The following is a 15,199-nucleotide window of genomic DNA, read 5'->3' as shown; positions in this document are numbered from 1 at the left end:
TATTAATCTCTTTATTGGAGCTATACAACACAGACAAAATTATAACGATATTCTAAGTATAACTCTTATATTTATGTGTTATACGGATTATTGTTTGCTACTTTAACACTAACTGTTTCTGCTGTATTATCATCAAAGAAAAAAGTTATCTTTAAATTATCCCCTATATTCAAAGGTGCTTTTAAATCATAAAGCATAACATGCATACCACCTGGCTTAAAATCAACATTAGTATTACCAGAAATTAGAAATGGATAATCTACTTTGACCATTTTACTAACACCTTGATTATCAGTAATTGTTTGATGAAGTTCTATTTTATTTGCAATATCTGAAGATATATTCACTAAATTATAACTATTACCCCTACTATTTATTAATGTAAAATACATAGCAGAATTGCTAATCTTACCCTGTAAATTTGTTGTAGGTCGTGCCCAAGGCTGTACAAATTTAATAGCTGCTGCTGCAGGCAATAAATTATCAGACCGATTAGAAGAGGAATTTTTAGAATTGGTATTTTGATTCTTGTGAGAATTCGCATAACTCATTGTACAAATTAAAGCTAAAAAACTTACTAATAATGTTTTTATCATAATCAAATCCTTTAAAGTTTAAAAAATATTATAATCCAGCTTTCTTAAAGAGAAAAAAGCAAAGCTAACATACAGCAAGGTTAAATTAATTAACTATAGCATAGATTATATATAAATCTATAGTTATTTCATTATCAATACCTATAGAGTTATAAAACTTATATTTATAAAAAAATATTATTAATAATATAGTAGTTAAATTAAATAACTTTTAAACTAATATTAATATGACTTTAGAAAAAGTACTAATTAATTATAGCTTTAGCAGATAACTTACTAAAAGTAACTACGTTATTAGATACTGGTGTAAATCATAATATACTTAAATCAACATAATTTTCTTCTTAGATCAGACTCTTTTTAGAAAGGAAAATAAGCAGCTAGAATCTTATTAGAAAAAGGAACTGATCCTAATATAACTAATTATATAGGTATATTAGATTTTATATGACTCTAATTGAGAAGAATATATTAGGTATAATGAGATTTTTATTAAATCATAGTTCTGATCCTGATTAAAATTGTATGGCGCCTTAATATAACTCTTAAAACTGGTAGTATACCAATGTTAAGCTTTTAACAAAAGATTCAAAAGAGTAAAGATGCTATTTTTTAACAAATAGCAGAGGTAAAACTCATTTCAAATAAATATAGAGCAATAGTCTCTGAAAAATATAGTCATAAAAAAATAAATCTAAATAAAATTTAACAACAAACTTTAGAAAAAGCTACTATGCTATCAGCTAACAAAGATGTATTAATCATATCTGAAAATAATAAGACAGTTGTACTGGAAATTGCTGCATTACACGGTATAGAAGTTAATACAATTGCTAAAATGATAATAGTAGAGTAGCAACTAGTATGGCCATGACATTCATTAAGTTATTAATAAAAAATAAAGATGTTAAATAAAAAAATCACTAAACAACATTTTTAGGCGACTCATGATGATATAGTAAAAGTAAGAATAGAATAAATAATAATAAAGATTTATTTAAAATAATTGCTAAAACCCCAGATGGAGAAATTGAAGCAACTGACTCTTAGTTTAGAGCTCCAATGCTTACTTTCTAATTTATTCTGAAATAACTTATGATACAAATCCTAACATAAACTTTTCTATATAGGAAATTTTATGAAATCGAAAAATCTTTTCTTTAGTTTTTTTAATTTTATAAAGCATTCGCTTATGAAAAAGAATTTAATTAATGAAATAGAGAAACTTAAATCAAATATAAAGCCTTTAATTAAATACTACACAAGCACTGAATAAGCCTAACACTTCTTATATTATCTCTTATGAATGAGGCACCATAGAAAATAATTTATTAAAGGAAAACATAGAAGATTATTTATAAAAAAGAACTACGAACAGGCGTGAACTTGAAGCTCAAGATAAGCATGAATAAATGCTAAAAAATTAAATAAATAGTTATTATAGTAACCTAAAGATATAAAAAAAATTATTTTGTTTTAAACAAACTTTAGCTTTATGGTGGAGGCAAAGGGAATCGAACCCTTGGCCCTCTGCGTGCAAAGCAGATGCTCTACCCCTGAGCTATGCCCCCTATTTACAGATAGTAACTGTAAGTAAAATTAAGATAAGCTTTTAACTAAACCCCAAGGTAATGGCTGCCCGCTATTTCCCAAAACTAAATCTCCACTAGCTTCATATTCTGCAGCTATAAAAGAATTTGAATTAGAAATAAGCTTTACTGGCTTAATTTTCTGACTGTTATAAAAGTACTCCTTGGCCTGTTCCCTAGAAGTTGGGTTATTTTTAGAAGCTGTTTTTGCTTTAGCTTTAGACATAGACTATTAACCTTTTCTTAAGCTTGGGAATATAAAACTTTTTTCTAAACTTGTCAATTACTATACTAAGAATTCTCAATAAATTTTAAGATCTTACAATAAATCTATATGATCACGACATTTTTAAAAATAGCATTCAAATACGATGTAATTAAAACATCTCTGGCTTTTACCTCAAAATATATTTTTCTAAAAGATTTTATATAAAATTTTTGTAAAACTTAATATTGGGTGCTATAAACCATTTTGATCAATAATATATTTTATATGTTTACCATAGAATTTGAAATTTTTATAGAAATCAATAAAACTGCAATGATCATACCATACAATTAATTTTACGTATAATGTCATAGAATATAAAAAAAATCTAAAAATCTTAGTGATACTCAGATTTTTGGATTTTCTTATAATTTAGATGATTTAAATTAAATCCTCTCCGTAACAAAATGACATAAAAACTAAACAAATTAACAATTTATAAAACATTACTAATTTATCCCATGGCAATATTTATATTTTTTACCTGAACCACATGGGCATGGCTCGTTACGAGATACTCTACCCCAGCTAGTAGGATCATTAGGGTTTCTATCTTTGGGATCAACACGAGATATAACAGGCTTAAGATCAGTTTCTAAACTGCTTCCTGCATTATATTTACTAAATGCTGGATCTTCACGACTTTCACGCATATTTTTCTGCAATTTCTTATGTTCAAGCGATATGTCTTCTTTCTGAACATGTTTTAAGTCAATATGAAAATTATAGACTGTTTGAATAAATAGTTCTTTTAAATTATTGAGCATTTGCCTGAATAAATTAAATGCTTCTCTTTTATATTCACTAAGAGGATCTTTCTGAGCATATGCTCTAAGCGATATGCCTTGTCTCAAGTGATCTAAGCTATATAAATGATCTTTCCAAACCTGATCAAGAGTAGTTAACAAAATATATTTTACGGCATTATGCATTAAATCTAGGCTATAAGATTCTTCTTTTGATTTATATATATCATGTGCCATTTGTATGACGATTTTTGTAACTTCTTCTTCTGTTACATCATTTTTATTTACTAAATTATGATCAAATTTTATAGAAAAAACACGATGTAATTCTATCCCTAAATTTTCTATATCCCAATCTTCTCTGTAAGATCCTGCTGGCATAAAAGTTAGTACTATCTTTTTAGCTACTTCTTCAGTAGTGCTCTTTAAGAAATCATAACTATCTTTGGATTTGATAATTTCGGTTCGTTGCTCATATATTATTTTACGTTGATCATTCATTACATCATCAAAACGTAATAAATTTTTACGTATCTCATAGTTATGACTTTCTACCTTTTGCTGAGCTTTCTCAAGTGAACGACTGATCATTGGATGATGGATAGCTTCTCCATCTTTTAGCCCAAGAGTTCTTAAGATTCCTGAAATACGATCTGAAGCAAAAATGCGCATTAAATCATCATCAAGCGATAAGAAAAATTTAGTTTTACCAGGATCACCTTGTCTACCTGATCTTCCTCTTAGCTGATTATCTATCCTACGACTTTCATGCCTTTCTGTACCTATCACAAATAAACCACCAGCTTCAATAACCTGTTTCTTTTCTTCTGCAATCTTAGCTTTTATCTCAGATATTTTTGCATCAATATTATTATGATCTTTATCTAATTGCTCTATTAACATTTCAGGGTTACCTCCAAGCATAATATCAGTACCGCGTCCTGCCATGTTAGTCGCAATTGTTACTGCTTTAAACCTACCTGCTTGAGCAATAATAAAAGCTTCTTGCTCATGGAATTTGGCGTTTAATACTTTATGTGGGATTTTATGCTTATTTAAGATAGTAGAAATTTCTTCCGATTTCTCTATACTAATAGTACCAACAAGTACAGGCTGGCCACGATTATAACAATCTTTAATTAGCTTCAAAATAGCATCATACTTGTCTTGTTTGCTGCCGTAAATTTCATCATCAAGATCAACTCTTGTTACTTTATTATGAGTTGGAACTGCAACTACATCTAGATTATATATATCTTTTAACTCCGATGCTTCAGTCATAGCAGTACCGGTCATACCAGATAATTTAGGATAATTACGAAAATAATTTTGGAAAGTAATAGATGCAAGAGTTTGGTTTTCATTCTGAATCTTTACACCTTCTTTTGCTTCTAATGCTTGATGTAATCCTTCTGAATATCTACGTCCTTCCATTACACGACCGGTAAATTCATCTATAATCATTACTTTACCGTCTCTTACTAAATAATCTACATCTATAGTAAGTAAATTATAGGCTCTGAGTGCTTGATTAACGTAATGTACTAAAGTTAAATTCTCAAAATCATATAAACCAGAATCAGGCTTTATAATATTTTCTCTACTTAAAAGCGATTCTATATGTGTAATGCCTATTTCTGTTAAATTGATGGTTTTTAACTTTTCATCTTTTTCAAAATCACTTGCATTAAGTTGTCGTACAATTTTATCAATTGTACCATATAATTCTGAATTATCATTCACTGCACCTGATATAACTAGTGGTGTTCTTGCTTCATCTATTAAAATAGAATCTACTTCATCAATAATAGCAAAATTAAAAGGGCGGAGTACCCGTTCTTGCATGCTATACTTCATATTATCTCTTAAATAGTCAAAGCCGAGCTCATTATTTGTGGCATATGTGATATCGGCATTATAAGCTGCACGTTTCGCTTCATCAGGCATACCAGCAACAATACATCCAACTGATAAATCTAGGAAATTATAAATTTTACCCATTGAGTATGAGTCACGCTTTGCTAAGTAATCATTTACGGTTACAACATGCACTCCTTTTTCAGTCAAAGCATTTAGATATGCAGGAAGTGTTGCAACCAATGTTTTACCTTCACCAGTACGCATTTCAGTAATCATACCACGATGTAATATTAATCCACCTATAAGCTGAACATCAAAATGACGCATACCATACACTCTTTTTGCAGCTTCCCTAACTACTGCAAATGCTTCATATATTATATCATCTAAAGTAGCACCATTCTTAAGTCTTCTTTTAAATTCTGCTGTTTTATTTTTAAGCTCTTCATCTGATAAATTTTGTAGCATTGTTTCAAGTGAGTTAATCTTTGTAATCTCAGAAAATAGTTTTTTTACAGTACGATCATTTGTTGTGCCGAAGAGCTTTTTTAAGATAGAAAACATTAAAACCTTATAAATAATATATTTTGTACTTAAATAATAAGTGATTTTATAAAATTATCAAATAATTAATGTCCATCATACAAATTCAATGTTACGTAAATTTTTGTTGCATAATATCTGTAAATTATTATTAATAAGTAAAATATTATTAAATAGCTGTTGACGGTTATTTATTATTTTTATAGAATTTAAGCTTATGTTTAACACAATTATGAGTCATATATAATGAAAAAATTATCTGTTATATTTTTATCAGTTAGCATGCTTTCCGGTATTGCTCTTGCCAATACAAGTGATAGAGTAGTAGCTACTTATAAGGGCGGTGAAGTACGAGAATCACAAATTATGCAAGAATTTAAGCCACAATTTAACATCCAACCAGGCCAAACAATCAAAAGTTTCGATGATTTTCCTCCGCAAGATCAAGATAAATTAATCCGAATTTATGTTAATAATATTTTATTAAAAGAAGAAGTGGCAAAATCAAATATTACTTCTTCTAAAGAGTTCCAAGAAAAACTTAAAAATGTAAAAAATCAATTAGCTCAACAAGAATTATTATCAAATTACGTAAAATCTAACATTACAGATAAGATGTTTGATGACGAATATAATAAATATGTCAATAATCTTAAAGGTAAAGAACAAATAAAAGTTGCTCATATTTTAGTTAAATCTCAAAAAGAAGCTAATGATATTAAGACTAAATTAAGCAAAGGTAAAAATTTTGCTAAGCTTGCAGAGGAATATTCTGTAGATCCAGCATCAAAATCAAACGGTGGTGTTATTGGATATATAATTTTAAATCAACCAGGACAGCTAGTACCGGAATTTGAAAAGAAAGCTTTTGCTTTAAAAGTAAATGAGGTTTCAACTCCTGTAAAAACCCATTTCGGTTGGCATATTATCAAAGTACTTGAGAAAAAACCTGTGCCTATTCCAACAAAAGAAGAAGCAAAAATGACTATTGATAATATATTAGCTGCAGAAATACTAAAGAAATATGTTACCGACTTAGAAGCTAAAGCTGATTTGAAAATTATGTTACCTACAAAAGAAAACACTACAAATAGCGAAACTAAATAAAGGTAAGTTTTTTGTAACCTGCACCCCTTTTTATCGTTACAAAAATTTAAAAAGCGTTAATATTGTTCCTGTGAAGGTAAGAATCCATTAAGAACTAGAAAAGATAAGTTTGATAAAGAAAATATAAAAAATTAGTCTTTTATGACTTTTTACTGGGTTTTTCTTTCTACAGGAATGACATAGGGTATTTTTTTGAGTGATGTATCACTTCTTATGATTTGTCCACCGCAATATAACTTCAAAAAGCACGCTATACAATAAAACACTCATAGATACGGTGCTTCATTCTCAACTATAGCAAATGCTACACATACAGGGTAATCATCAGAAAGAGAAAGATGAATATTAAAAGAGGAAAATTTTTTTGCATAGTTTGAATTAATTTCTACTGTGGGCTTACCCAAATCATCATTTAGTATAGTAATATCTTTTAAATTTATACCTTGACCGATACCAATACCGAAAGCTTTACTAACTGCTTCTTTAGCAGCAAAACGCTTTGCTAAAAAAGCTGCATGATCTTTCCTCTCTAATGAAATAAATTTTATTAACTCTTTAGATGTTAAAATTCTTTTAGCAAAAAGTCTTGGATATACATTTAATATCTTTTCAATTCTAGGAATTTGTACTACATCAGTACCGATACCAATCAGCATTTACTTATCTATTTCATAATCTTCAGCCGTCTCATCAATAAAAATTTGATCATCCAAATCAGAATAATCTTCTCCAATATAAACTTCGGGTAAATATTCAAATTTTTCTTCTAAGTCTTCTGATTCATCTTGATTAACAGGCAGCTCTATCAGAGTTTTGGTACGCAAACTATTTATTAAGTCCTGTTCTAACTGAGCTACTGATGTTTTTCCAGAAGCAATCCTACGTAATGCAACAACCGGAGGCTTATCACGTTTTTCTTTATTGCTTTGATTAATTTCTACTTTATAATTTAATAATTTAGCATATCTAGTTGCATAAACAACAAGTTGAAACCTATCAGGTATCACTTTATTACAATCTTCTGCTGTAATTCTTGCCATGATTTTCTCTCTGTTAATCCATTTTATTTAATTTATTATACCCTTTTTATATCTGCACCGCAATTACTTAATTTCTTTTCTAAATCTTGGAATCCACGATCCAAGTGATATACCCGGTGTAGTATAGTCTCACTTTTTGTACTAAGTCCTGCTAAAATTAGTGATACCGAAGCCCTAAGGTCACTTGCTATAACTTCTGCACCTTTTAACATTTCTACACCACGTACCATTGCCTTATTACCTTGTACTGTTATATCTGCTCCCATTCTACATAATTCAGGTACATGCATAAAACGATTTTCAAAAATATTTTCAGTAATCATTGAAATGCCATCAGCAAGCGTCATTAAGCTCATAAATTGTGCTTGCAAATCTGTAGCAAAACCAGGATATGGATTAGTTTCCAAATCTACAGAATTTAGCTTGCGTTCATAAGTTACTTGAACCCCGTTATCTATCTGCACAACTTTTATACCTGTTTCAATAAGTTTTAAGGCAATATTTTCTATAATATGATAATCAATTCCACAAATTTTTAAATCACCTTTAGTAATAGCTGCAGCAAACATGTAAGTACCTGCTTCAATACGATCAGGTAATATTCTATAGCTTGTTTCATTTAAGGAATCTTTACCTATAATAGTAACTTCACTAGTACCAATACCTGAAATATCAGCACCCATTTTATTCAGGCAATTACATAAATCAGCTATTTCTGGTTCTTTTGCACAATTAAAAAGTAATGTTTCACCTTCAGCTAAAATGCTAGCTAGTATCGCATTAATCGTAGCACCAACGGAAACTTTATCAAAAACAAAATGAGTAGCTTTTAAACGTCCAGTACTTGAAGCATTAATATAACCATCTTCAATTTCGATTTGTGCACCCATAGCTTTCAATACTGCAATATGCAGATCTATTTGCCTAGCACCGATAGCACACCCCCCAGGTAATGATACTTTTGCTTTACCGTACCTACTAAGTAAAGGACCAAGCACCCAAATAGATGCTCTCATTTTATGGACTATTTTATAATCTGCTGTAAAATTATTTATATTTCTTGCATTAATTACTAATTCAAATTCATCTAAATGTTCTATTACTTCAATATCCACTCCATGACTTCTTAGCAAATCCTTCATAGTATGAACATCTGTTAGTTTAGGAACATTAGTAATGTGTAGTTTATCTGTAAGAATAGACGCTGCCATAATAGGAAGTATAGCATTTTTAGCACCGCTAATATTAATACGACCATTAAGTGCTTTGCCGCCGTGAATAATTAATTTCTGCATAAATTCTTATATATCTAAATTCACGACATTTAAAGCATTTGCTTGTATAAATAGCCTACGAGGCTCGACTACATCTCCCATTAAGGTAGAAAAAATATTCTCGGCATCATCAGTTTCTGCAACTTTTACCTGTAATAAAGTTCTTCTTTCAGGATTAAGGGTAGTTTCCCATAGCTGATCAGAATTCATCTCACCAAGACCTTTAAAGCGTTGGACTGTTATACCTTTTTTACCGCATTCTACAATACGATTCAATAACATACTAGGAGTAAGAATATCAAATTCTTGATTTCTCACTATAAGTTTTAATTGCTTCTCAAATATATTGGAAATTGTTAGAGCTAGTTTTGATATTTGTATAAACTCAAGTGACTCTAATTGCTCTTTTAATAATGTTCTTCCTTCTTTTAAGCCTCTACTAAAACGAAAAAATTCTATTCTATTTTCATGTTTTAAAGCTTCCCAATTAGTTTTATCAGGCGATTGCTCTAAGCTATTAAAAAGATCTAAAGCTTTTTTAAGCCTTAAATCACTTTCACTGCTAAATATTTGATTATTAAGCAAATTATTGATTGCTAAAATTTCAGCAATCACGCGATTAAATTTTTTATTTACATAATCAAGCAAGTTATTAAACTTAACTATCTTATTAATTACTTCTTCTAAATCATCTCCTATTAATTGTTCTCTATCATCTAAAACTAAAATAGCATCAATAATAGTGGATTTTATCAAATAATCTTGTAATGCTTGTTCATTCTTTAAATAAAGCTCACTTGTTCCTTTTTTCACCTTATAAAGCGGTGGTTGAGCTATATACAGATATCCTTTATTTATCAGCTCCGGCATATGGCGATAAAAAAATGTAAGCAATAAGGTTCTTATATGAGACCCATCAACATCTGCATCAGTCATAATAATAATTTTATGATATCTAAGTTTTTCAAGTGAAAACTCATGAGTGCCAACGCTAGTACCAAGAGCTGTAATCAACGTACCTATTTGATCAGAACTAAGCATTTTATCAAATCGTGCACGCTCAACATTTAAAATTTTACCACGCAGCGGTAATATAGCTTGAATTTTACTATCCCTACCCTGTTTTGCTGTACCTCCTGCTGAATCTCCTTCTACTATAAATAATTCCGAAACTGCAGGATCCTTTGCATGACAATCTGCAAGTTTGCCTGGTAAATTTGATACTTCAAGAGCAGATTTCCTTCTAGTAAACTCTCTTGCTTTTCTAGCAGCCTCTCGAGCATTAGCTGCTTCCATAATCTTGTTTATAATTAACTTTGCTTCAGACGGATGTTCTTCAAACCACTCAAGAACTTTAGTATAAACAGCATTTTCAACAACAGGCCTTACTTCAGAACTTACTAATTTGTCTTTAGTTTGAGAAGAAAATTTAGGATCTGGCACTTGAACCGACAATACACAACATAATCCTTCTCTGATATCTTCACCACTAAAAGCATTTTTAGACTTTTTATTAAGTCCAGTATTGTCAAGATAAGAAGTAATAGCCCTAGTTATCCCTGATTTGAAAGCAATAAGGTGAGTACCTCCATCACGTTGCCTAATATTATTAGTAAAACATAATATATTTTCATGATAAGAATCATTCCAATGCATAGCAAGCTTAAGACTTATATTAGACTCAGGATTATTAGTATTAACTATTATACATGGATGAATAACATGTTTAGCACGATCTATATATTTTACATAAGCTTCAATACCACCCGTATAATAAAACTCTACTTCACGAGTATCTTCAAACCGATTATCTATTAGTAAAATCTTTACTCCTGAATTTAAAAACGCCAGTTCTCGAAGACGATGTTCTATAATACTAAAATCAAATTCTATATTAGTAAATGTCTCTACCGATGGAAAGAAAGTAATTTCTGTACCTTTTTTATCTATATTTTCTTTTACAAGAGCAAGCGGAGCTTCAGTCCTCCCATTATTAAATCTAATGAAATACTCCTTATTATTACGCCATATACGTAATTCTAACCATTCTGAAAGAGCATTTACTACAGATACACCAACCCCATGCAAACCACCTGAAACTTTATAAGAATTTTGATCAAACTTACCGCCAGCATGTAGCTGAGTCATAATTACTTCAGCTGCCGATATCCCTTCTTCTTCATGAATTTCCACAGGTATACCACGTCCATTATCTCGTACTGTTACCGAACCGTTTTTATCTAAAATTACCTGCACTAAATCACAATAACCAGCTAGTGCTTCATCAATAGCATTATCGACTACTTCATAAATCATATGATGAAGACCTGATCCGTCCCCAACATCTCCAATATACATTCCTGGTCTTTTTCTTACTGCCTCAAGACCTTTTAAAACCTTAATAGAATTAGCACCATATGATAATTTGTTAATTTTTTCTTCGATTTCTGACATAATATTCATTACTTGTTGCTAGAAACAATAAAAATAACTATAACGTAACTTGTTAAAATAGTAAAGTTTTCTTGACTTAAAATTAGTGAGAATAATAATGAAGAAATTAAGGTTAAAAAATATTTTCGACGTGATAGATGATTATGATGTATTTTTATTTGATCTTTGGGGTGTAATAGTTGAAGGAGGATATACATACCCTAATGTTGTACAAAATATTAATAAAATTATTGAACAAAAAAAAGTATATTTTGTTACTAATGCTCCTCGTAATATTTTTTCTTTACATCAAATAATCAAATCTTGGGGACTAAACGTGCTACCAGAAATGATCATCAGCTCAGGAGAAGTAGCAGTACAAATGATCTTAGAAAGTAAAGAACGATTTGGTATTGAAAAACCTATAATATATCATTTAGGACATCTAGAAAATGATATATTAGACGGAATACAATATTCTATTACTAATAATATAAAAGAGGCTAATATTTTCCTACTTACTATTTATCGTGATGAAAATGAAAATTTAGATTTAAATGAGTTTGACGAATTACTTAAAATTGTTGTTGAGCGTAAAATAGTTAATATCTGTGCTAATCCAGACTTTGGAATAAATCAACATGGTGTTTATAGATATTGCAGTGGTTATTATGCTGAAAAAATAAAACAATTTGGTGGAAAAGTAATTTATAGTGGTAAACCTTATGAAGAAATATATAGCAAAATATTTAAAGAATGTCCTAATCTTCTCAAAAATCATATTTTAATGATAGGTGATACTTTTTATACTGATATACTCGCTGCTAACCGCCTTGGTATAGATTCTGCTTTAGTATTAACAGGTAATGCTAGAGAATATCATATTAATTTTGATAATATTGATGAAAAATTATATAATTTGACGGAAGCTGCTATTAAACAATCAATTATGCCTAGTTTTGTTGTTAGTTTATTGTAATTAGCTTTGATATTGATTTTAATTTAAGCTATAATTCACTTTTTAATATCATTGTGAGGAGAAACTATAAGTTTTGATAAAAGGCAGTCTAGTAGAGATATTACAAAATTGATCACTTTTATAGATTGCCACATGGCCTTCTCGCAATAAGGTTTTAGGCATCTATGCAACAACACTATTGATGTTGCATTAATAGTTTGCTATACTGAAGACAATGTTAAGTTCTTCAAAGTTCATAAAATTTAGGCGGTCGTGGCGAAATTTGGTAGACGCGCAGCATTGAGGGTGCTGTTCTGTAAAAAGATTGGAAGTTCAAGTCTTCTCGACCGCACCAAAAATCTAAGCTCTGTATACAAAATTTAAATAAATCATTTTTAATGTTATTTTATTAATTAATAAGTCTATAGTTATTTAGGCTATTAGGTAAATGGGTTATGCCTAATTTCAATATATTTAAAAGCATATTACCTGATCATCATGATCAATTTGCTAAAATTTTTGACCAAATTAACGATCTGCTCGAAGAGCATAATTATGATGCTGTCGCAATAAGACTAGCAGAGCTTCACTATGCTGATTTAGCTGATTTCTTAGATAATCTTAATAGTAAAATATATAAGATAATTATTCCACTATTACAGGATAAAATTAAGCCAGAAACATTAGTATCATTAAATGCTTATAGTAAACCCCTAATAATAGAAACTTTAGGCATAAAAAAATCTGCAGAATTAATTAATAAGTTAGTTATAGAAGATGCTATTGAAGTAGTAATTGATCTAGATGACAATATAAAAGATCTTATTTTAAGTAATCTTACTAAAGAAAAAAGAAATCAAATTGCTGTAGGTTGCACATACCCTGAAAATACGGTAGGTAGAGTAATTGAGCGAGATTTTATTAATCTTCAAGAAAATTGGACGGTAGAAGAATCATTAAATTTTATAAAAAATGTAAAAAATGATTTTCATGCTGCAATCGTAACAGATAATAAATTACGCCCCATAGGTATAATATCTCTTAGTACTCTGATCAAAAATGAAAATGACAAATTAATAAAAGATTTGATGAACAAAGATTTTAAATTAGCAGATGCTTTTACTGACTTAAATGAACTAAGCTTTATTTTTAGACAATATGCCTTAACCATTGTACCAATAGTAAATAAAAGTGGTAAATTAGTAGGTAGCGTATCGATCGATAATATAATTTATATTATTGAAGAACAAGCCGAAAAGGATATATTATCATTAAGCGGTGTACACACTCAAGATACTTTCTTTAATTTATTTTGTACCGTTAAACATCGTTTTCCTTGGCTTTTTGTTAATCTAATCACTGCTTGCATGACATCACTTATAATTAACCATTTTAACGATACTATTGCAAAACTTGTAACACTTGCAGCTACTATGCCTATTGTAGCTTCAATGGGCGGAAATGCTGGAACGCAAGCTATGACTGTTACAGTTAGAGCACTTGCTAATAAGGATATTCACTATAATAACATCAATAAAGTCATATTAAAAGAAATAGCAGTATCAGCTTTTAATGGCTTTGTACTGGCAATTATTGGAGCTGTGCTTAGCTTTGTAATGTTACTTGATTTGAATCTTAGTATAATTTTTGCTATTGCCGTCATATTAAATTTCTTAGTAGCTGGATTATTTGGATCAGCCATTCCTATAATACTACATTATTTTGATATAGATCCCGCTGCAGGATCAGGTGTCTTTCTAACAACTATAACTGATGCTTTAGGTTTTTTAACTTTCTTAAACCTAGCACATATTTTTTTAGTGTAAATGCAAAATAGCGTTATTGCGTGGATCAGTAATGTATTTCTGTTATACCATAATTTAATTGCAGTATTTCTAAAGATATAGCATATTTTTAGATATTCTATCTTTTTGTGAACGATACAACAATCATTGAATTGTGTGATCTATTAAAATATAAAATAACTTAAATAATATTAGTTATTTTTTGTGTACTGCTGTTATAGCCACAGTATATGATACAGTTTTAGTATACGCTTTACTGATCCATGCAAAAAAAAGATAAATTTATCTTTACTTCGTTTGAAAACTAACTACAATAGGATTGATTATAATTAAAAATGCTATTACCAAACTACTTTAAGCTAAAACATTTTTATCAATTAATGATAAGATTTAAATAAAATATTATCCTTTAAACTCATCTTTTCTAAGACTTTCTAAACTGTGCTGTACATAACCAGTTTTTCAAATCAGAACGAGTATGCTCTCAATGAGATCAAAAAATAAGTAATGCAGATAAAACTGCTTGTAGTGAGCATCTACAAACATTACCATTTAAAATAAAAACATTAATATTACCTGCAGCTTGAGCTATATCATATCCTTACATTATATCTTCACAAGATCACCTTGATTAGTGAATTCTTGTGCTTGGGTAAAAATTATTATCATGGTCTTTAGCTTCAGTGTAATTTCATCTATTCTTTATTCCTTCTGTTTCATACAAATCAAGCTTGCTTATTTGATAAAGCAGGAATAAAATATTTATCAGTTTAGTATAAGGAAATGATGATTTAGCCGATGATCCCAAACTTATAATTTTTCCTATTTTTCTAATAAAATTTCGCCTATGCTAAAATTTATTACATTACATTTCTACTATTTATCTTCAACATTTAATAAGTTAATTACTTTTAAATTTTTTAGTAGATTTTGATACATTTCCAGCCTATATAGTAAAGTTAATATAAAATAAACAAATT

The 15,199-nt window shown here is 29.4% G+C and carries 11 protein-coding genes and 2 tRNA genes; 5 read left to right on the top strand and 8 right to left on the bottom strand.

Going from position 1 to position 15,199, the window contains the following annotated elements:
• Positions 1–71: 71 nt before the first annotated feature.
• Positions 72–596, bottom strand: a complete 525-nt coding sequence (locus AC27F4_RS00245) for a copper chaperone PCu(A)C (RefSeq protein ID WP_487060938.1) — start codon at positions 594–596, stop codon at positions 72–74.
• 733 nt (positions 597–1,329) lie between these two features.
• Between AC27F4_RS00245 and AC27F4_RS00240 the strand changes: the two genes are divergently transcribed.
• A complete protein-coding gene (locus AC27F4_RS00240; protein ID WP_487060936.1) occupies positions 1,330–1,452 on the top strand; it encodes a hypothetical protein in 123 nt (40 codons plus the stop codon).
• 640 nt (positions 1,453–2,092) lie between these two features.
• Here AC27F4_RS00240 and AC27F4_RS00235 read toward each other — a convergent pair.
• The 3 genes from AC27F4_RS00235 to secA form a co-directional block, all read right to left on the bottom strand.
• Positions 2,093–2,167, bottom strand: a tRNA-Ala gene (locus tag AC27F4_RS00235).
• 28 nt (positions 2,168–2,195) lie between these two features.
• Complete coding sequence (locus AC27F4_RS00230) at positions 2,196–2,411, bottom strand: hypothetical protein (RefSeq protein ID WP_487060934.1); 216 nt, start codon at positions 2,409–2,411, stop codon at positions 2,196–2,198.
• Positions 2,412–2,902: 491 nt separating this feature from the next.
• Positions 2,903–5,623: a preprotein translocase subunit SecA gene (secA, locus tag AC27F4_RS00225; protein ID WP_487060932.1), complete on the bottom strand. Its 2,721-nt coding sequence runs from the start codon at positions 5,621–5,623 to the stop codon at positions 2,903–2,905.
• Between the two features lie 225 nt (positions 5,624–5,848).
• On the opposite strand from secA, the gene AC27F4_RS00220 reads away from it, so the two are divergent.
• Positions 5,849–6,709, top strand: coding sequence for a peptidylprolyl isomerase (locus AC27F4_RS00220; protein ID WP_487060930.1), 861 nt, complete (start codon positions 5,849–5,851; stop codon positions 6,707–6,709).
• A 266-nt stretch (positions 6,710–6,975) separates the two neighbouring features.
• On the opposite strand, the gene acpS is transcribed toward AC27F4_RS00220, so the two are convergent.
• Genes acpS through gyrB form a run of 4 tightly spaced genes read right to left on the bottom strand, consistent with a single transcriptional unit; the run spans position 6,976 to position 11,477 of the window.
• Positions 6,976–7,365 carry a holo-ACP synthase gene (acpS, locus tag AC27F4_RS00215; RefSeq protein ID WP_487060928.1) on the bottom strand — a complete coding sequence of 130 codons (390 nt, stop codon included), beginning with the start codon at positions 7,363–7,365 and terminating at the stop codon, positions 6,976–6,978.
• Positions 7,366–7,749, bottom strand: a complete 384-nt coding sequence (gene rpoZ / locus AC27F4_RS00210; RefSeq protein WP_487060926.1) for a DNA-directed RNA polymerase subunit omega — start codon at positions 7,747–7,749, stop codon at positions 7,366–7,368.
• Between the two features lie 35 nt (positions 7,750–7,784).
• A complete protein-coding gene (gene murA, locus AC27F4_RS00205; RefSeq protein ID WP_487060924.1) occupies positions 7,785–9,044 on the bottom strand; it encodes a UDP-N-acetylglucosamine 1-carboxyvinyltransferase in 1,260 nt (419 codons plus the stop codon).
• A 6-nt stretch (positions 9,045–9,050) separates the two neighbouring features.
• On the bottom strand, positions 9,051–11,477 hold the full coding sequence (gene gyrB / locus AC27F4_RS00200) for a DNA topoisomerase (ATP-hydrolyzing) subunit B (protein WP_487060978.1): 2,427 nt from the start codon (positions 11,475–11,477) through the stop codon (positions 9,051–9,053).
• 97 nt (positions 11,478–11,574) lie between these two features.
• Here gyrB and AC27F4_RS00195 point away from each other — a divergent pair, with 97 nt between their 5' ends.
• The 3 genes from AC27F4_RS00195 (at position 11,575) to mgtE (ending at position 14,240) form a co-directional block, all read left to right on the top strand.
• Positions 11,575–12,435, top strand: a complete 861-nt coding sequence (locus tag AC27F4_RS00195; RefSeq protein WP_487060922.1) for a TIGR01459 family HAD-type hydrolase — start codon at positions 11,575–11,577, stop codon at positions 12,433–12,435.
• A 246-nt stretch (positions 12,436–12,681) separates the two neighbouring features.
• Positions 12,682–12,769, top strand: a tRNA-Leu gene (locus tag AC27F4_RS00190).
• Between the two features lie 100 nt (positions 12,770–12,869).
• A complete protein-coding gene (mgtE, locus tag AC27F4_RS00185) occupies positions 12,870–14,240 on the top strand; it encodes a magnesium transporter (protein WP_487060920.1) in 1,371 nt (456 codons plus the stop codon).
• Positions 14,241–15,199 lie beyond the last annotated feature (959 nt).

Source organism: Candidatus Rickettsia mendelii, from assembly GCF_057543435.1.
The sequence above is the reverse complement of the archived record's forward strand: the minus strand, read 5'-3'. Positions and strand labels throughout refer to the sequence as shown.